Raw genomic sequence first — 16,855 nt, 5'->3', positions numbered from 1 at the left:
CCTTTCCAAAAGTCTGACTTTGCTGTATCGCGGGGCCGATCTCAAGGACAGCATGACATGACCCAGGACGCCCGCGCCACGGCCGCGAAGAAGCTTTTCATCAAGACCTATGGCTGCCAGATGAACGTCTATGACAGCCAGCGCATGGCCGAGGCGATGGGCGCCGAGGGCTATGAACTGACCGAGGACCAGTCGCAGGCCGACATGGTCCTGCTGAACACCTGCCATATCCGGGAAAAGGCGGCCGAGAAGCTCTATTCCGATCTGGGCCGGCTGAAGCCGCTGAAGGCCGCGCGCCCCGACCTGAAGATCGGGGTTGCCGGCTGCGTCGCCCAGGCCGAGGGCGAAGAGATCGTCCGCCGGATGCCGCTGGTCGATCTGGTCGTCGGCCCGCAGACCTATCACCGCCTGCCCGCGATGCTGCGCGGCGAGGCACCCGCGATCCTGACCGAGTTCCCGCCCGAGGACAAGTTCGACCACCTGCCCGAACGCCGCGCCACCCGCCGCGCGCCCGCGGCCTTCCTGACCGTGCAGGAAGGCTGCGACAAGTTCTGCGCCTTCTGCGTCGTCCCCTATACCCGCGGGGCCGAGGTCAGCCGCCCCGTGGACCGCATCCTGGCCGAGGCCCGCGACCTGGTCGCCCGCGGCGTGCGCGAGATCACGCTCTTGGGTCAGAACGTCAATGGCTGGCACGGCGCGGGCGCGGGCGGCGAATGGGGCTTTGGCCGCCTGATCCGCGCGCTGGCCGAAATCGACGGCCTGGACCGCATCCGCTATACGACCAGCCATCCCAACGACATGGCCGACGACCTGATCGAGGCGCATCGCGACATCCCGCAGCTGATGCCTTATCTGCATCTGCCGGTGCAGTCGGGCAGCGACCGCATCCTGAAGGCGATGAACCGCAAGCACACGGCCGAGCAGTATCTGCGCCTGATCGACCGCATCCGCGCGGCGCGGCCCGACATCCTGCTGACCAGCGACTTCATCGTGGGTTTCCCGGGCGAGACCGACCAGGACCATGCCGACACGCTGCGCCTGATCGAACAGGTCGGCTTCGGCACGGCCTTCAGCTTCAAGTATTCGCCTCGCCCCGGCACCCCCGCCTATGACCGCCCCGAGGTGGACGGCGCCGTGGCCGATGCCCGGCTACAGGAGTTGCAGGCGCTGCTGAATCGTCAGCAACAGGCCGCGCAGCAATCCATGTTGGGCCGGACCGTCGGCGTCCTGTTCGAGAAACCGGGCCGCGAACCGGGGCAGATGGTCGGCAAGTCGGATTACCTGCATTCGGTCTTTGTCGAGGCACCGCAGGCGCGGATCGGCGATCTGGTCCAGGTCCGCATCGTGGAAAGCGCGCCGAATTCGCTGCGAGGCGAACTGGTCGGCTGAGGCATCCCTTGCGGAAGAAAGAGCCGGCCCCCGGTGGAACGCGCGACGAGTGTCGGGGGCCGGCCTTCCACGCGGACAGGCCTGCGCGGAAGCGGTGGTGCAGGGCCATGAGCCTTGCAGATGGATCGCCGGCCCCCCGAGGAACGCGCGAACAGGACGGGGGGCCGGGACTGCCGCGCGGGTGGAGCGCGCGGAACCGGTGGGGCGGGGCGGCTATTCGCCGCCACCAAGCCCGTGGACATAGACGGTCAGCGCCCGGATCTCGGCCTCGGTCAGGCGGTTCGACCAGGCGGGCATGACGCCATAGGGGCCTTCCGAGATGATCCGGTGCAGGGTCTCGGGCTCGCTGCCGTAAAGCCAGACCTGATCGTTCAGCGCAGGCGCGCCCTGGCTGCGATCGCCCTGGCCCGCATCGCCGTGGCAGGCGGTGCAATTCTCGGCATAGATCGAAGCACCGCGTGCGGCCAGCTCAGCGTCATGGGGCTGATCGGACAGTGACAGGACGTAATGAACGACGCGGTCGATCTCTCGCCGGGTCAAGAGGCCATCCACACCATAGCGCGGCATCTGCGAATAGCGGGTGTCGGGATCCTGCGGGTCGCGGATGCCGTGCATCAGCGTCAGGTGGATATCCTCCATGCTGCCGCCCCAAAGCCAGTCGTCGTCCAGCAGGTTCGGATAGCCCCGCGCCCCGGCCGCGCCCGCGCCGTGACATTGCGCGCACCAGGTCCGGTAAAGCGCCGCGCCGGCATTGGTGGCATAGCTCATCAGGTCGGGATCTTCGGGGATGGCGGACAGATCGGTCTGCACCAGCGCCGCCCGGATCGGCGCATTGGCGGCAGCAAAGCGCTCGATCTCGGCGGCGACCTCGGCGCGGGCATTGGTGCGCAGCAGGCCCTGGGTCGCCTGCGTCACCAGCGGAATGGCGGGATAGGCGATCATGTAGCCGATGGCCCAGACGATGGTGGCGTAGAAGGTCCACAGCCACCAGCGCGGCATCGGGTTGTCGTATTCGGTGATCCCGTCCCATTCATGCCCGGTCGAGGGCGTTTCCTTCAGACCGACGCCATGGCGGCCCTTGCGGCGATGGCTGGGCGCGACGGGCTTGTCCGGGGCGGGCCGGGGCGGGATGGCGCCCCCGATCTTGCCGGCATGATCGGCATCGGCGGCCTGGCGGCGCAGGTTGATCTGATTGTCGGGATTGGCGGGCGATGCCACGTCATCCGCCGGCTTCCTGGTGTCGTCGGACATCAACGGCCCTCCTTGTTCTCGTCGTCCTCGGCGGCAGGACGGGATTCGTTGCGAAAGATGCTTTCGGCGGCATCCTTCTGGACGCGGCGCGATCCGGGGCGGAACACGAAGGCAATCACGCCCAGGAAGATCAGGACCAGGACCAGAAGCGCCCAGCTATCGGCCATGGCACGCAGGAAGGTATAGGTTTCCATGGCGTCCTCAGCGGTTCGGATCGGGCTCGAAGGTCGAGAAATCGACCATCGTGCCAAGCACCTGGAGATAGGCGATCAGGGCGTCCATCTCGGTCAGCTGCGGCTGACGGTCGAAGTTTCGGACCTGCGCGCCGGGATAGCGCGATTGCAGCGCAGCCACATCGCCGAACTCATCGGCCTGGGTGCGGAAATCGGCCACGGCGTTCTGGATCATCTCGTCGGTATAGGGCACGCCCACGCGGCGGTCGGCCAGCAGACGCTGCCGGATGTGATTGGGGTGGATCACCCGGTCCAGCAGGAAGCCGTATTTCGGCATGATCGATTCCGGCACCACCGATTGCGGGTCGCGCAGGTGGTCGATGTGCCATTCGTCCGAATAGCGCCCGCCGACCCGCGCCAGATCCGGCCCGGTGCGTTTCGATCCCCACTGGAACGGGTGGTCATACATCGATTCGGCGGCCAGGCTGTAATGGCCGTAACGCTCGACCTCGTCGCGCATGGGGCGTATCATCTGGCTGTGGCAGACATAGCAGCCCTCGCGGATGTAGATGTCGCGGCCTGTCAGTTCCAGCGGCGTGTAGGGGCGGACGCCCTCGACTTTCTCGATCGTGTTCTCAAGATAGAACAGGGGCGTGATCTGGACGATGCCGCCGATGGTGACGACCAGGAACGAAAAGACCAGCAGCAGCGTGGCGTTCTTTTCAAGGATCTTGTGCTTTTCGAGAATGCGCATCGAAAGCCCCCTTATTCTGCCGGAACCGCAATGGCGGTGGATTGGGCCTTGGGCTGCCGGGCAACCGTCGCCCACAGGTTCCAGGCCATGATGATCGCGCCTGTCAGGTAAAGGACGCCGCCCAGACCGCGCACGACATACATCGGGAACTTGGCGCTGACCGTGTCGGCGAAGGCGTTGACCAGGTAGCCGTGCTGATCGACCTCGCGCCACATCAGGCCCTCCATGATGCCCGTGACCCACATCGAGGCCGCGTAGAGGACGATCCCGATGGTGGCGAGCCAGAAATGCCAGCTGACCAGCGACAGGCTATACAGCCGCTCGCGCCCCCACAGACGCGGCACCAGGTAATAGAGCGCGCCGAAGGTGATCATGCCGTTCCAGCCAAGCGCGCCGGAATGGACGTGGCCGATGGTCCAGTCGGTATAGTGCGACAGCGAGTTCACCGACTTGATCGACATCATCGGGCCCTCGAAGGTCGCCATGCCGTAGAAACCAACAGCGACGACCATCATGCGGATGATCGGATCGGTCCGCAGCTTGTCCCAAGCCCCCGACAGCGTCATCAGGCCGTTGATCATGCCGCCCCACGAGGGCATCCACAGCATGACCGAAAACACCATCCCCAGGGTCGCGGCCCATTCCGGCAGCGCCGTATAGTGCAGGTGGTGCGGGCCGGCCCAGATATAGAGGAAAATCAGCGCCCAGAAGTGGATGATGGACAGCTTGTAGCTATAGACCGGCCGCTCGGCCTGTTTCGGGATGAAGTAATACATCATCCCCAGAAAGCCCGCCGTCAGGAAGAAGCCCACCGCGTTGTGGCCATACCACCACTGGACCATCGCATCCTGCACGCCGCTGAACAATTGCACGGACTTGCTGCCCCAGATGCTGACCGGCAGCGACAGGTTGTTTACCACATGCAGCATCGCGATGGTCACGATGAAGGCCAGATAGAACCAGTTGGCGACGTAGATATGGGGCTCCTTGCGCTTGATGATCGTGCCCAGAAAGACCGCCAGATAGGTGACCCAGACGATGGTCAGCCACCAGTCCGCATACCATTCCGGCTCGGCATATTCCTTGGATTGGGTCGCGCCCAGGATGTAGCCCGTCGCCGCCAGCACGATGAAGAAGTTATAGCCCCAGAACACGAACCAGGCCGCATTCCCGCCCCAGAGCCGCGCCGCCGAGGTCCGCTGGACCACATAGAACGAGGTCGCGATCAGGGCATTGCCGCCGAAGGCGAAGATCACGGCGCTGGTATGCAGCGGGCGCAACTTGCCGAAATTCAGGTAGCCCTGTGTCAGGTCGCTGAAGTTCAGCACCGGAAAGGCCAGCTGAAAGGCGATGACCACGCCGACCAGAAAGCCGACCACGCCCCAGAACATCGTGGCGATCACGCCGGCGCGCACGACGCCGTCCATGTATTCGCGCGGATTGTGAACGGGCAGAGGTTCGTCGATGCGGCGCAGGGTCCACAGGAACAGACCGCCCGCAGCCAGCATGACGGTCAGTGCATTGACCTGATAGGCCAGATCGCGGGCCATGTTGGCCGCGATCGCTGCAAACAAGGCTATCCCGCCCAGCAGGATCAGTTTCACGTAATTCATCTTGCTGCCCCCGTTCGCATCGGCGTCGCGTTCCCATCTGCGCCCGCGCCGAATCGCTTCGGCGCAGGGCTGTCGATGGTCGGGGGATAGGGATCGGCGGCTCTTGAATCCTTGATCTGGGTCAAATCCGGGGATTGACGCGGATCAAGGCAAAAGGTCGCATCAGCGCCCAGGATGCCATCGTGACCGAAAGGAGCCCCCCATGGCCTACAAGACGATCCTCACCATCCTGACCGATTCGGCACAGATGCCCCAGCTTGACGCGGCAGCCAAGCTTGCCGTGCGCGAGGACGCCCATCTCGAAGTGCTGTGCCTCGGTATCGACCTCAGCCAGCCGGGATATTTCTTCCCCGGCGGCACCGCCTACATGCTCCAGGACGCCATCGACACCGCCCTAGCCGATGCCGAACGGCTGGAAGAAGCCGTTCGCGCACGTCTGGCACCTGCCAGCGACCTGCGCTGGTCGGTGGACAGCGCGGTTGCGCAAAGCGGCGGCATCCCGGCCCTGGTCGGTCTGCGGGCGCGTTTCGCGGATCTCACCGTGCTGGTCAGCCCCTACGCCAAGGGCCAGCCCCCCGAGGCCGAGATCATCGCCGAGGCTGCCCTGTTCGAGGGCGGCTGCCCCGTCCTCGTCCTGCCCGATGCCCGGATCCCGGCCCATCTGCGCCAGATCCTGGTCGCCTGGAACCAGTCGTCCGAGGCTCTGGCCGCGATTCGCCGCGCGCTGCCTCTGCTACGCGCCGCCGATCGGGTCGAGGTGACCTGCATCGACCCGCGCCGCAACAGCCCAGAGAATTCGGATCCGGGCGGATTGTTGGCGCAGATGCTGGTCCGCCACGGGGTGCGCGCGGAAATCGCGGTTCTGGCGCGCACGGCACCCACGATCAGCGACGAGCTGAACCGCCGCGCGGTCGAGATCGGCGCCGATCTCATCGTGATGGGGGCCTATGGCCATTCGCGTTTCCGGCAGGCGATCCTGGGCGGGGCGACGCGCAACATGCTGGAAAAGTCCGCCGTGCCGGTGCTGATGGCCCGCTGAACCGCGCGCGGCCCGCGGGGCCGGGCGCAGGGGGGTCCGGGGGGACGGTCAGTCCCCCCGGCCCGTCGCGGGACGCAATTCGCCGCGCGCGCCGATGCCTTGCTGAACGCAGGCGGGGCGGCGCCTCAGACGCCGCGCAGGTTGCCCCAGAGCAGCACGTGAAGCTGCGGCAGCACACGGGGCCGGAACCATCGGTCCTCGGTCACCCTCTCGACCAGCCAGCGCAGCCGGTCGGCCACATCCTGCGCCGCAACCGGGCTTTCGGGGTGCACATCAGGATTGCCCGGTTGCAGGTAAAGCGGCAGGTCCGGCCAATCCTCGGCCAGCGCCCGCGCCCAATCGTAATCGTGCCGGTCGAACACCACGATCTTCAGCACCACCTGCCCCGCCCCCTGCCCCGCCGCGATACAGGCCGCCAGGGCCGCACGGTCGGGCGTCTCGCCGCTGGAAGGGGGCTTGGGGCTGAGGACCAGCACGTCCAGCGCCCCGAACCAGTCCCGCGCGATGGAACCCTGTGTTTCCAGCGCAAACCGGTAGCCTGCGTCCCGGCCAAGCGCGATCAACGGCCGGAAATCCTGAATCGCCGGATTGCCCCCCGAAATCGAGACCGTCAGAGGCCGCCCGCCCGACAGGCGCGTAACCTCGGCCCAGACGGCCTCGGGCGACATGGCCGCCCATTGGTCGCGATAGGCGCTGTCCACCGCATGGATCGAATCGCACCAGGAACAGCGGTAATCACAGCCCCCCGCGCGGACAAAGATCGTGGGTTCGCCGATCAGGACGCCCTCACCCTGGATGGTCGGGCCGAAGATCTCGGCGATTCGCAGGGCGCTCATGGCCGATACTCGGCCCAGGTCCTGGGCGTCTCGCTGACCTTGACGGCGCTGGTCTCGGGCCAGCGGGCGCGGCACCAGTCGAAGAAGTGCCGGGCCAGGTTCTCGGCCGTCGAGGGGACCGCCAGCAGGTCGTTCAGATGCCGGTGGTCGAAATGGCCGTCGATATAGTCCTTCAGCGGCTTCAGCTCGTGATAATCGCGCACGAAGCCGTCGGGGTTCAGATCGGGCGCGGCCAGTTCGACGACAACGATGTAGTTGTGGCCGTGCAGGCGGGCGCATTGGTGATCGGGCGACAGATGGTCCAGCCGGTGCGAGGCGCTGAAGTGGAATTCCTTGCTGATCCGGAACATCACGCCGCCCCCTGCCGCGACGCGACCGCCGCGCGCCAGAAATCGGGATCGTCATACTCGGTCGGATCGGGGATGCCCGCCAGATCGAAGGCCTCGCGCCGCTCGACGCAGGTGCCGCAGCGCCCGCAATGGCGCGCCCCGCCCTTGTAGCAGGACCAGGTCTGCGCAAAGGGCGTGCCGGCTTGCGCGCCCGCTGCGACTATGTCGGCCTTGGTGGCGCGGACAAAGGGAACGTGCAGGGCAATTTCGGCGTAGCCGTCCAGCGCAGCCTTCTGCATGGCGGCGAAGGCCTCGGTGAAGCCCGGACGGCAATCCGGATAGATGAAGTGATCGCCGCCATGGACTGCCGCCGCGACCGCCTGATCGCCATTCGCGGCCGCGATGCCGAAGGCAATGGTCAGCATGATCGCATTACGGTTCGGCACAAGGGTGACGCGCATGGTTTCCTCGGCGTAATGGCCGTCTGGCACCGCGACATCGTCGGTCAGCGCCGACCCGGTCAGCGCCGCGCCAAGGCCGGAGAGATCGACAAGATGAAAAGGCACAGCAAGCCTCTCGGCGCAGGCGCGGGCATGGTTCAGTTCCTTGCGATGGCGCTGAGCGTAATCGAAGCTGACAATGCGCGAAAGCCGCCCCTGCGCGGCAAGGACATGGGCAAGCGAGACAGAGTCCAGCCCGCCCGAGCAGACGAGAGCAGTTTTCATATGTGACCCTTGTTTTTGTAACCCGGGTAGGCTGCGACCGGGAGAGTGCCCTTAGCAGGAACGGGCGGCGACGAAAAGGGCCGGGCGGCGCGGCGACCGACGGGTTTCAGGGGAGGCGCTGCCCCCCATCCGCGGGGCGCGATTCATCTTGGGATATTCGAGCCAAGGCAAAGCGGCAGGAGAGGGTCAGCCAAGCCAGCCGCCGTCGGAGTCGTCGCCGGATTCCTCTACCAGACGCGCGAAATCGGGCAGGATCACCCCGCGCTTGCCCTGAAGCTGGATCACTCCGTCGCGTTTCAGCGCGCTGACCTGACGGCTGACCGTTTCCAGCGTCAGGCCAAGATAATCGGCCATCGCCTCACGCGTCAGGGGCAGTTCCAGTTCCATCCGGCCGCCGGGCTGGCGCTTGTGCAGGGACGCCTCGCGCCGGGCGATGATGGCGATGAAGGATGCGATCTTCTCGCGCGCGGTCTTGCGGCCCAGAAGCAGCATCCATTCGCGCGCCGCGTCCAGTTCATCAAGCGTCATTTCCAGCAGCCGATGCGCGATATGGGGCGTCTTGCGCATCAGATCGTCGAAGGGGCGGCGGCGGAAGCAGCACAGCGTGACCCGCGTCGTGGCCGTCGCGTTATAGGCCGCGCGGTCGCGGCCCGGACGGCCCAGAAAGTCGCTTGGCAGCAGCAGCCCGACCATCTGGGTGCGCCCATCCTCAAGCGTCTGGGTCAGCGTCGCGACCCCCGAAACGATCGAGCCCACGAAATCCATCCGGTCGCCTTCCCAGACGATGGGCTGGCCGGCCTCGTAGCTGCGGTAGAACTTGATGTCCTCGAGACGCTGCAATTCGTCGCCTTCGCAATGCGCGCAGACGGCCCGGTAGCGGATCGGACATTCGGAACAGCTGGCATCACCATGAGGGGCAGAGGTCATGCAGCTGTTGATCTGGGTCAAGGTCTGTTGGCTCATTCCTCGTAGAGATAGCGACATGACCACGATTTCGCAACTCAGACGACTCGGTTTGTTCGAGGCCCGTGCCCCGCGCTACACGAGCTATCCGCCCGCGACGCAATTCGGGCCGGCGGTCGATGCGTCCATGGTGGCGGGCTGGATCGGCGCCATCCCCGCAGGCGCGACGATTTCGCTTTATGTCCATGTGCCGTTCTGCCGCAGGTTGTGCTGGTTCTGCGCCTGCCGCACGCAGGGCACGCAGAGCATGGACCCCGTGCGCGCCTATCTGGACACGCTTCTGGCCGAGATCGCGGCTCTGCGGGCGCGGATGGCGCCGGGCGTGCGGCTGTCGCGGCTGCATTGGGGCGGCGGGACGCCCACGCTTCTGGCGCCGGACATGATCGCCGCGCTGGCCGGTGCAATCCATGCCGCCTTTCCGATGATCGCAGGCGGCGAATTCTCGGTCGAGATCGACCCGTCCGAGATCGACGCGCCGCGGATGGCGGCGTTGGCCGCGGCGGGGATGAACCGCGCCTCGATCGGGGTGCAGGATTTCGACCCGCTGATCCAGGAGACGATCGGCAGGCCGCAGGGATTCGCGCTGACCGCCGAAGCCGCGGAACTCATCCGTGGCCATGGCATCGACAGCCTGAATGTCGATCTGCTTTACGGCCTGCCTCATCAGAACCGCGCGCGTATGTCCGACACAGTGCAGAAGGTGCTGGCCCTGCAACCCGACCGGGTGGCGCTATATGGCTATGCCCATGTGCCGTGGATGTCCAGGCGGCAGGTGATGATCCCCGACCATGCCCTACCCGATGGCGAGGCACGGCTGGACCTGTTCGACACCGCTCGCGCGCTGTTCTTGGCCGACGGAATGACCCAGATCGGGATCGACCATTTCGCCAGCCCCACCGATGGTCTGGCCCGCGCCTCGGCCGAGGGCCGGCTGCGGCGCAATTTCCAGGGTTACACCGACGACTCGGCCCCGATCCTGCTGGGGCTGGGGGCGTCCTCGATCTCGCGCTTTCCGCAAGGTTATGCCCAGAATGCACCAGCGACCGGGGTTTATACCGCCGCGATCCGTGCGGGCCTGCTGCCCGTCGCGCGGGGCCATGCCTTCAGCGCCGAGGATCTGTGGCGCGGCCGCATGATCGAGATGCTGATGTGCGATTTCCGCATCGACATGGCAGAAATCGCCGATCGTTTCGGCGTCACCGAGAACCGCCAACGCGCATTGTTCGCGCCGCTGCTGGAGCAGTTCGGGGCCGTGCTGAAACTGGAAGCGGGCGCGCTGAGCATCGCGCCAGAGGGTCGGCCCCTGACACGGGTCGTGGCGCAGGGGCTGGATGCCTATGCCGCGGCCAAGGGCGGCCATTCCCCGGCAATCTGAAGGCGGCTCAGTGCGCCTCGGCCCAGTTCAGGCCGTGACCGGCATCCACGACCAGCGGCACGGACAGCTTGACCGCGGGTTCGGCGGCGGCCTCCATCACCTCGCGCGCGCGGGCGATGAGGCGATCAACCGCATCCTCGGCCACCTCGAAGACCAGTTCGTCATGGACCTGCAGCAGCATCCGCGCGGGCAGGTCCGCAATGGCGGCGGGCATCCGGATCATCGCGCGGCGGATGATGTCGGCGGCCGCGCCCTGAATGGGCGCGTTGATTGCCGCGCGCCGCGCACCGCCTGCCGCCGGACCCGACTGATTGATGCCCGGCGTATTGATGCGCCGCCCGAACAGGGTGCGGACCGAGCCCTCCGCCTTCGCATCCGCCACCGTGCGATCCATATAGGCGCGGATTTCAGGGAAGCGCTGGAAATAGGTGTCGATGAAGTTCTGCGCCTCGTTGCGCGGGATGCGCAGATTGCGCGACAGGCCAAAGCTCGAGATTCCGTAGATCACCCCGAAATTGATCGCCTTGGCCTGACGGCGGATCATCGGATCCATCCCCTCGACCGGGACGCCGAACATCTGGCTGGCGGTCATGGCGTGGATGTCGATCCCCTCGCGGAAGGCCTGTTTCAGCGCCGGAATGTCTGCGACATGGGCCAGGATGCGCAATTCGATCTGGCTGTAATCCAGCGCGACCAGGCGGTGCCCTGACGCCGCAACAAAGGCCTGACGGATGCGCCGCCCCTCCTCGCTGCGGACCGGGATGTTCTGCAGGTTCGGATCGGTCGAGGCCAGCCGCCCGGTCTGCGCGCCCGCGATGGAATAGCTGGTATGAACGCGGCCGGTTTCCGGGTTCACATAGGTCGGCAGCGCATCCGTATAGGTGGATTTCAGCTTGGCAATCTGGCGCCAGTCCAGAACGCGGGCGGGCAGGTCATGCCCCTCGGCGGCCAGATCTTCCAGCACGTCGGCGCTGGTGGAGAAGGCGCCGGTCTTGCCCTGCTTGCCGCCCGCCAGACCTAGGCGGTCGAACAGGATCTCGCCCAGCTGTCTGGGGCTGGCGATGTTGAAGGGACTTCCAGCCAATTCGTGAATCTCGGTCTCCAGCTCTGCCATCTTCTGCGCAAAGGCGTCCGACATGCGCCCCAGGACTTCGGTGTCGATGCGGATGCCCGTCATTTCCATCTCGGCCAGGACGGGGATCATCGGCGCTTCCAGCGTCTGATAGGCGGTCGTCACACGCTCGACCGGCAGCATCGGCGCGAAATGGCGATAGAGCCGCAGCGTCACGTCCGCATCCTCGGCGGCATAGGGCGCGGCCTTGTCTATGGCGACCTGGGCAAAGCTGATCTGGCTTTTGCCCGACCCGATCAGATCCTTGATCGGGATGCATTTGTGGCCAAGGTAACGCTCGGCCAACTCGTCCATGCCGTGATTGTGAGTGCCTGCGTTCAGGGCATAGGACATCAGCATCGTATCCGCGACCGGCGCCATGCGGATGCCCCCCAATTCCGGAAGCTGACGGGCCAGGATCTTCCAGTCGTATTTCAGGTTCTGGCCGATCTTCAGCGTGGCGGGATCCTCAAGCATCGGCTTCAGCGCGGCCAGAACTGCTTGCGGGTCAAGCTGGCCCGGCACGCGGGCCGACTGGCCAAAGAGGTCATCGCCCCCCGCCACATGGTTCAGCGGCACATAACAGGCCCGACCCGGCGCCACCGCAAGCGCGATCCCGACCAGATCGGCTTGCATCTCGTCGAGGCTGGTCGTCTCGGTGTCGATGGCAACGGCTCCGGCTTCGCGAATGTCGGCAATCCAGGCCTCCAGCGTGGCCATGTCGGTGACGGTCTCATAGGCGGATGCGTCGATAGGGGGCAGATCCGGCGCGACAGGCGCCTGGCTGCGCGGCGCGGCCTGAACCGCCGGAGCCTCGACGCCCAGCTTCTCGGCCACGCGAGCGGTCAGGGTGCGGAACTCCATCTGGGACAGGAAGGCCAGCAGGCGTTCGGCCTCGGGCGGACGGACGCCCAGTTCCTCCAGCGGACGGTCCAACGGGGTATCCCCGTCCAGCTGCACCAGGCGGCGCGAAATGCGAATCTGTTCGGCATGGTCGATCAGGGTCTGACGGCGCTTGGGCTGCTTGATCTCGGAGGCACGATCCAGCAGCGTGTCCAGATCGCCGAATTCCTGGATCAGCAGGGCCGCGGTCTTGATCCCGATACCGGGGGCGCCGGGGACGTTGTCCACCGAATCGCCGGCCAGCGCCTGCACATCGACCACGCGGTCGGGGCCGACGCCGAATTTCTCGAACACCTCGTCGGGGCCGATCGTCTTGCCCTTGATCGGGTCCAGCATCTCGACCCCGTTGCCCACCAGCTGCATCAGATCCTTGTCGCTGCTGACGATGGTGACGCGGCCCCCGGCCTCGCGGGCATGGCGGACATAGGCGGCGATGATGTCGTCGGCCTCGTAACCCTCGGTCTCGATGCAGGCGATGTTGAGGGCGCGGGTCGCGTCGCGGGTCAGCGGGAATTGCGGGCGCAGATCCTCGGGCGGCTCGGGGCGGTTCGCCTTGTAGGCGGGATAGATCTCGTTGCGAAAGGTCTTCGAGGAATGGTCGAAGATCACCGCCGCATGGGTCGGCGCGTCGCTGCCATTGCCGTCCTGGACGTATTTCCACAACATGTTGCAGAAACCCGCAACGGCGCCGACCGGCAGACCGTCGGATTTGCGCGTCAACGGGGGCAGCGCGTGATAGGCCCGGAAGATGAAGGCCGACCCGTCGATCAGATGCAGATGGCAGCCCTTGCCGAATGCGTCGCCCATGCTCACCTCATCTTGCTGGTCCGGCCCGTCTTGTGCCACGGGCCGCCGGATTTCGCCAGCCACCCGGGACAGAACATGGCAAGGATGCGCCGCAAGTCAGACCTTCCGCAAAAGACCTGCGCCACCTGCGGGCTGCCGTTCACCTGGCGCAAGAAATGGAAGCGCGATTGGGATCGGGTGCGTTATTGCTCGGACAGGTGCCGGTCCAAATCTAAGCGCAAGGACACGAGGGCCGCGCCGGGCGGCACGGCCGCCCCGGATTGAGGGCCCCTCGACGGGGCCCGAGATCCGTGCCGGGACGGGACGGAATGTCGCGCCCCGACAGTCAGTGGTCGCCCTGGGCGTGGTCGCGGTCGATCACGAAACGCTTGTCGCAATAGCCGCAATCGACAAAACCCGTCTCGGGGCTGATCGCCAGCCAGACGCGGGGATGGCCCAGACCGGCCGCATCGTCGCCATCGCAGCACACCCGCCAGCGCGTCACGACCTGGGTGACGGGGGCGGGGATCTTCAGGGCCTCGGGGCCCGTCTCGGTCGAAAGCGAGTTTTCGGGCGTCATGTGCAGGGTCATGGCTGGCCTTCTTGTGGCGGCTTGCATCATCTGGTCTAACCTTCACTATCGCAGCCCGGCCTGCCACCGCAAGCATTGCAAGTCCGAGACCATGAGCCACGCCATCCAGATCGAGGGTCTGCGCAAGACCTATGCCGCCCAGGGGGGCGCCCCCGCCAAGGAAGCGCTGAAGGGCATCGACCTGACGATCCCCGCGGGCAGCATCTTCGGCCTGCTTGGCCCCAATGGCGCGGGCAAGTCCACGCTGATCAACATTCTGGCTGGCCTTGTCACCAAAACCGCCGGGCGCGTCAGCATCTGGGGCTTCGACCAGGACGTGAACCCGCGCCAGTCCCGCGCCGCCATCGGGGTGATGCCGCAGGAACTGAACATGGACCCGTTCTTCACACCCCGCGCCAGCCTCGAAGTGCAGGCCGGCCTTTATGGCGTTCCCAAATCCGAACGTTGGACGGATGAACTTCTGGCAATGGTGGGGCTGACCGATCAGGCGGGCGCCTATGCGCGCAACCTTTCGGGGGGCATGAAAAGACGGCTTCTGCTGGCCAAGGCACTGGTCCACCGCCCCCAGATCCTGGTCCTGGACGAACCGACGGCAGGGGTGGACATCACCCTGCGCCAGATGCTCTGGGCGAATGTGCGCGAACTCAACCGGCAGGGCATGACGATCATCCTGACCACGCATTACCTCGAGGAAGCCGAACAGATGTGCGACGAAATTGCCATCATCAACCATGGCGAACTGGTCATCCGCCAGCCCACGCGCGACCTTCTCGCTCGGACCGACGGCAAGACGCTGGTGATGGACACGGGCGGCCCCGTCGATTTGCCCGACCTGCCCGAAGGCGTCCGGGCCGAGTGGCGCAGCGACGGGCGGCTGGCGGTCTTCTATCCGCCCTCGCGGCTCAGGGCCGACCGGATCATCGACCTGCTGCGCGGCGCGGGCATCCCGATCATCGACGTGGCGACCGAGCAGCCCGACCTGGAACAGGTCTTCGTCGAACTGACCAGCCGCTAGTGCCGGCCGCGCCGCCCGGATCAGTCGCGCAGGCTCAGCATCGGGCCGGTCATGCGTCCGCCGATGATGTGCAGGTGGAAATGCGGCACTTCCTGAACACCGTCCGGCCCGGCATTGGTGATCGCGCGGAATCCTTTCCCGCCCGAGGCCGGATCGACCCCCTCGGCCGCGCAGACCTCGGCGCAGAGCCGCATGAAGCCCGTGATCTCGTCTGCGCCCGCATTCGCGGCAAAATCGGCGAAATCGACATAGGCGCGCTTGGGGATCACCAGCACATGGGTCGGCGCACGGGGTGCGATGTCGCGGAAGGCCAGAGCGTGATCATTCTCGGCCACCCGGGTTGCAGGAATCTCTCCGCGCAGGATGCGGGCAAAGATATTGCTGTCGTCATAAGCGGGCATGGGTGTCGTTCCTTTCTTCAATCGGCAAAGAGATAAGGCGTCTCGGCCAGTTCACGGGCCAAGGGCTCGGGCAGGTCCAGGATGCGCGCGATGGCGGCAGCGTTCTCATCGGCCGATGCCCCCGCCGAGACCGACGCGAAAAGCGGAAAATCACTGTCTCGCAGCCGCTCGGCCTCGTATTCCAGATCGCGTTTCACGATAGGCAGAAGGCGGGCGATGAGCGCTTCCGGCGCGGTCTCGCTGACCAGGCCGACCCGCGCCATATGGCCGCGCAGATAGGCTTCATCAAAGTCGCAATCCAGAAACAGCACCCCGACCCGGGCGCGGTCATTCACCAGATCCGTGATGAGGCTCAGCGCCGAAGGGTCCGCGCAGAGCACCAGCCGGTCGCTTTCGAACTGATCGAAGAGCAGCTTGATCAGCGCCTTGCGATGGCGTTCGCGCTTGGCCAGGGTATTCGCAATACCGCCGGTATCGGGCAGGTTCGCCTCTTGTTCATTGAACAGATAATCGACCGCCGGAATGTCGGTCAGCGCGCGCAACCTTTCGGTCAGACGCTTGGCGACATGCCATTTCTTCGCCACGACGATCGTCAGCTTTCGCCCCGCGCCAAGCGAGCCATCGGTTTCCCAGAACCGAGGCGCGAACCGCCGCCCGATGCGCCCGCGCCCGACGAGAAAATCGAACAGCTTGCGCCCCTCTGCGGTGATGGCGAAATCCTGACCCTCGGCTTGCCACAGCGCGCCCAGCCTGGCACGAAGGTCCAGCGCCTCGGGGCTGATCTTGCGGGCAAACAGGTAGTTCTGGCGCAAAAGCAGGTCATAATGGTCGTTGTAGAACGTCACCGGCATCCCGTAATCGGTAAAGATCAGAAAGGTCAGTGTGCGCGTCCTGATCTGCGTGCGCGGCACGACATGGGCGACCAAGGTCTGGAAAAACGTCTCGTCGGGGATCCAGGTCGTTGCGAAGAAGCGCGTGATCTCGGGGCGCTGACGCACCAGTTCCAGGATCGTCTCGACCGTTCGGCGGCGCAGGCACCACCATTGCGACCCGATCCTGACCTGCAGATCCTCGGGGATCCTGCGGGTCAGGCCAAGTCGCTTCTGGATGGCAAAGCTGGTATAGAACAGCCATTTCTGGGTGCGTTCGTTGAACCAGTGCCGATAGATCAGGCGTTCCTCCTTGAAGCCTGTCTTGATCCAGTCGCTTTTGAAGAAATCGAAACTTTCGATATAGTCGCAATCCTCGCCATCCAGAAAATTGCGGGCAAATTCCGCCGATTTGATGGGCATGCAATCGCCCGACAGCATGTAGAAATGCGTGGCCTGGGGAAAGGCGGCCTCGGCCGCCCTCAGCGCCTCGAGACTGGCGGCGACCAGCGACCATTCGCCCCAACCGCATTTCAGCCGGCGTGGCGCAAAGACAACATTGGGGTGATCCTCAAGCGCATCGCGCAACTGCTGATACATCGCCCGCGGCGCGCGCTTGTCGAAATGGATCGCCACGAAATCTCCGGTCGAGGTCAGGCGCCTTGCCTGCTCGACCACGCCCTGCGGATCCTTGTGGGTCAGAAGAATGAAGGCGATGCGGACCATGAGGC

Annotated in this window: 17 protein-coding genes; 5 read left to right on the top strand and 12 right to left on the bottom strand. The window is 65.6% G+C overall.

Annotated elements, in window-relative coordinates; all coding sequences use genetic code 11:
* Nucleotides 1–57: 57 nt before the first annotated feature.
* Nucleotides 58–1,389: a tRNA (N6-isopentenyl adenosine(37)-C2)-methylthiotransferase MiaB gene (gene miaB, locus KY389_RS00560; RefSeq protein ID WP_219828760.1), complete on the top strand. Its 1,332-nt coding sequence runs from the start codon at nt 58–60 to the stop codon at nt 1,387–1,389.
* A gap of 213 nt (nt 1,390–1,602) precedes the next feature.
* Here the strand turns inward: miaB and ccoP are convergent, their stop codons facing one another.
* The 4 genes from ccoP to ccoN are packed head-to-tail and all read right to left on the bottom strand — an operon-like array spanning nt 1,603 to nt 5,180.
* Entirely contained in the window at nt 1,603–2,640 is a 1,038-nt protein-coding gene (ccoP, locus tag KY389_RS00555) for a cytochrome-c oxidase, cbb3-type subunit III (protein ID WP_219828759.1), read from the bottom strand.
* A complete protein-coding gene (locus tag KY389_RS00550) occupies nt 2,640–2,834 on the bottom strand; it encodes a cbb3-type cytochrome c oxidase subunit 3 (RefSeq protein ID WP_219828758.1) in 195 nt (64 codons plus the stop codon). The genes ccoP and KY389_RS00550 overlap by 1 nt, the downstream gene beginning before the upstream one ends.
* Nucleotides 2,835–2,841: 7 nt before the next feature.
* On the bottom strand, nt 2,842–3,567 hold the full coding sequence (gene ccoO / locus KY389_RS00545; RefSeq protein ID WP_219828757.1) for a cytochrome-c oxidase, cbb3-type subunit II: 726 nt from the start codon (nt 3,565–3,567) through the stop codon (nt 2,842–2,844).
* Between the two features lie 11 nt (nt 3,568–3,578).
* The gene (gene ccoN, locus KY389_RS00540) at nt 3,579–5,180 is read right to left on the bottom strand and encodes a cytochrome-c oxidase, cbb3-type subunit I (protein WP_219828756.1); all 1,602 of its coding nucleotides are present in this window, start codon (nt 5,178–5,180) and stop codon (nt 3,579–3,581) included.
* 202 nt (nt 5,181–5,382) lie between these two features.
* Between ccoN and KY389_RS00535 the strand changes: the two genes are divergently transcribed.
* Nucleotides 5,383–6,219: a universal stress protein gene (locus KY389_RS00535; protein ID WP_219828755.1), complete on the top strand. Its 837-nt coding sequence runs from the start codon at nt 5,383–5,385 to the stop codon at nt 6,217–6,219.
* Nucleotides 6,220–6,344: 125 nt separating this feature from the next.
* Here the strand turns inward: KY389_RS00535 and queE are convergent, their stop codons facing one another.
* From queE to fnrL, 4 genes are all read right to left on the bottom strand, one after another.
* Nucleotides 6,345–7,055, bottom strand: a complete 711-nt coding sequence (gene queE, locus KY389_RS00530; protein WP_219828754.1) for a 7-carboxy-7-deazaguanine synthase QueE — start codon at nt 7,053–7,055, stop codon at nt 6,345–6,347.
* On the bottom strand, nt 7,052–7,405 hold the full coding sequence (queD, locus tag KY389_RS00525) for a 6-carboxytetrahydropterin synthase QueD (protein ID WP_219828753.1): 354 nt from the start codon (nt 7,403–7,405) through the stop codon (nt 7,052–7,054). The genes queE and queD overlap by 4 nt, the downstream gene beginning before the upstream one ends.
* Nucleotides 7,405–8,109, bottom strand: a complete 705-nt coding sequence (gene queC, locus KY389_RS00520) for a 7-cyano-7-deazaguanine synthase QueC (protein WP_219828752.1) — start codon at nt 8,107–8,109, stop codon at nt 7,405–7,407. The genes queD and queC overlap by 1 nt, the downstream gene beginning before the upstream one ends.
* A gap of 186 nt (nt 8,110–8,295) precedes the next feature.
* Complete coding sequence (gene fnrL, locus KY389_RS00515; RefSeq protein ID WP_219828865.1) at nt 8,296–9,036, bottom strand: transcriptional regulator FnrL; 741 nt, start codon at nt 9,034–9,036, stop codon at nt 8,296–8,298.
* A 55-nt stretch (nt 9,037–9,091) separates the two neighbouring features.
* Here fnrL and hemN point away from each other — a divergent pair, with 55 nt between their 5' ends.
* The gene (hemN, locus tag KY389_RS00510) at nt 9,092–10,447 is read left to right on the top strand and encodes an oxygen-independent coproporphyrinogen III oxidase (RefSeq protein WP_219828751.1); all 1,356 of its coding nucleotides are present in this window, start codon (nt 9,092–9,094) and stop codon (nt 10,445–10,447) included.
* Nucleotides 10,448–10,454: 7 nt separating this feature from the next.
* Here the strand turns inward: hemN and polA are convergent, their stop codons facing one another.
* Nucleotides 10,455–13,268 carry a DNA polymerase I gene (gene polA, locus KY389_RS00505; RefSeq protein WP_219828750.1) on the bottom strand — a complete coding sequence of 938 codons (2,814 nt, stop codon included), beginning with the start codon at nt 13,266–13,268 and terminating at the stop codon, nt 10,455–10,457.
* A gap of 75 nt (nt 13,269–13,343) precedes the next feature.
* On the opposite strand from polA, the gene KY389_RS00500 reads away from it, so the two are divergent.
* Nucleotides 13,344–13,532: a DUF2256 domain-containing protein gene (locus tag KY389_RS00500; protein ID WP_219828749.1), complete on the top strand. Its 189-nt coding sequence runs from the start codon at nt 13,344–13,346 to the stop codon at nt 13,530–13,532.
* A 61-nt stretch (nt 13,533–13,593) separates the two neighbouring features.
* Here the strand turns inward: KY389_RS00500 and KY389_RS00495 are convergent, their stop codons facing one another.
* Nucleotides 13,594–13,782 (bottom strand): zinc-finger domain-containing protein, encoded by a 189-nt coding sequence (locus tag KY389_RS00495; protein WP_219828864.1) that lies wholly within the window; start codon nt 13,780–13,782, stop codon nt 13,594–13,596.
* 148 nt (nt 13,783–13,930) lie between these two features.
* Here KY389_RS00495 and KY389_RS00490 point away from each other — a divergent pair, with 148 nt between their 5' ends.
* Nucleotides 13,931–14,854, top strand: coding sequence for an ABC transporter ATP-binding protein (locus KY389_RS00490; protein WP_219828863.1), 924 nt, complete (start codon nt 13,931–13,933; stop codon nt 14,852–14,854).
* A 20-nt stretch (nt 14,855–14,874) separates the two neighbouring features.
* Here KY389_RS00490 and KY389_RS00485 read toward each other — a convergent pair whose 3' ends face one another.
* The gene (locus KY389_RS00485) at nt 14,875–15,255 is read right to left on the bottom strand and encodes an HIT domain-containing protein (protein WP_219828748.1); all 381 of its coding nucleotides are present in this window, start codon (nt 15,253–15,255) and stop codon (nt 14,875–14,877) included.
* 17 nt (nt 15,256–15,272) lie between these two features.
* On the bottom strand, nt 15,273–16,850 hold the full coding sequence (locus KY389_RS00480; RefSeq protein WP_219828747.1) for a DUF5928 domain-containing protein: 1,578 nt from the start codon (nt 16,848–16,850) through the stop codon (nt 15,273–15,275).
* Nucleotides 16,851–16,855: the final 5 nt, after the last annotated feature.

The organism is Paracoccus bogoriensis (assembly GCF_019431455.1).
Classification (GTDB): Bacteria; Pseudomonadota; Alphaproteobacteria; order Rhodobacterales; family Rhodobacteraceae; genus Paracoccus; species Paracoccus bogoriensis.
Note: the sequence above shows the minus strand (reverse complement) of the source record. Positions and strands in the feature narration are given on the sequence as shown.

Coding starts and splice junctions, on each gene's coding strand:
- miaB (WP_219828760.1), top strand. CDS start 58: ATGACCCAGGACGCCCGCGCCACGGCCGCGAAGAAGCTTTTCATCAAG.
- ccoP (WP_219828759.1), bottom strand. CDS start 2,640: ATGTCCGACGACACCAGGAAGCCGGCGGATGACGTGGCATCGCCCGCC.
- KY389_RS00550 (WP_219828758.1), bottom strand. CDS start 2,834: ATGGAAACCTATACCTTCCTGCGTGCCATGGCCGATAGCTGGGCGCTT.
- ccoO (WP_219828757.1), bottom strand. CDS start 3,567: ATGCGCATTCTCGAAAAGCACAAGATCCTTGAAAAGAACGCCACGCTG.
- ccoN (WP_219828756.1), bottom strand. CDS start 5,180: ATGAATTACGTGAAACTGATCCTGCTGGGCGGGATAGCCTTGTTTGCA.
- KY389_RS00535 (WP_219828755.1), top strand. CDS start 5,383: ATGGCCTACAAGACGATCCTCACCATCCTGACCGATTCGGCACAGATG.
- queE (WP_219828754.1), bottom strand. CDS start 7,055: ATGAGCGCCCTGCGAATCGCCGAGATCTTCGGCCCGACCATCCAGGGT.
- queD (WP_219828753.1), bottom strand. CDS start 7,405: ATGTTCCGGATCAGCAAGGAATTCCACTTCAGCGCCTCGCACCGGCTG.
- queC (WP_219828752.1), bottom strand. CDS start 8,109: ATGAAAACTGCTCTCGTCTGCTCGGGCGGGCTGGACTCTGTCTCGCTT.
- fnrL (WP_219828865.1), bottom strand. CDS start 9,036: ATGACCTCTGCCCCTCATGGTGATGCCAGCTGTTCCGAATGTCCGATC.
- hemN (WP_219828751.1), top strand. CDS start 9,092: ATGACCACGATTTCGCAACTCAGACGACTCGGTTTGTTCGAGGCCCGT.
- polA (WP_219828750.1), bottom strand. CDS start 13,268: ATGGGCGACGCATTCGGCAAGGGCTGCCATCTGCATCTGATCGACGGG.
- KY389_RS00500 (WP_219828749.1), top strand. CDS start 13,344: ATGGCAAGGATGCGCCGCAAGTCAGACCTTCCGCAAAAGACCTGCGCC.
- KY389_RS00490 (WP_219828863.1), top strand. CDS start 13,931: ATGAGCCACGCCATCCAGATCGAGGGTCTGCGCAAGACCTATGCCGCC.
- KY389_RS00485 (WP_219828748.1), bottom strand. CDS start 15,255: ATGCCCGCTTATGACGACAGCAATATCTTTGCCCGCATCCTGCGCGGA.
- KY389_RS00480 (WP_219828747.1), bottom strand. CDS start 16,850: ATGGTCCGCATCGCCTTCATTCTTCTGACCCACAAGGATCCGCAGGGC.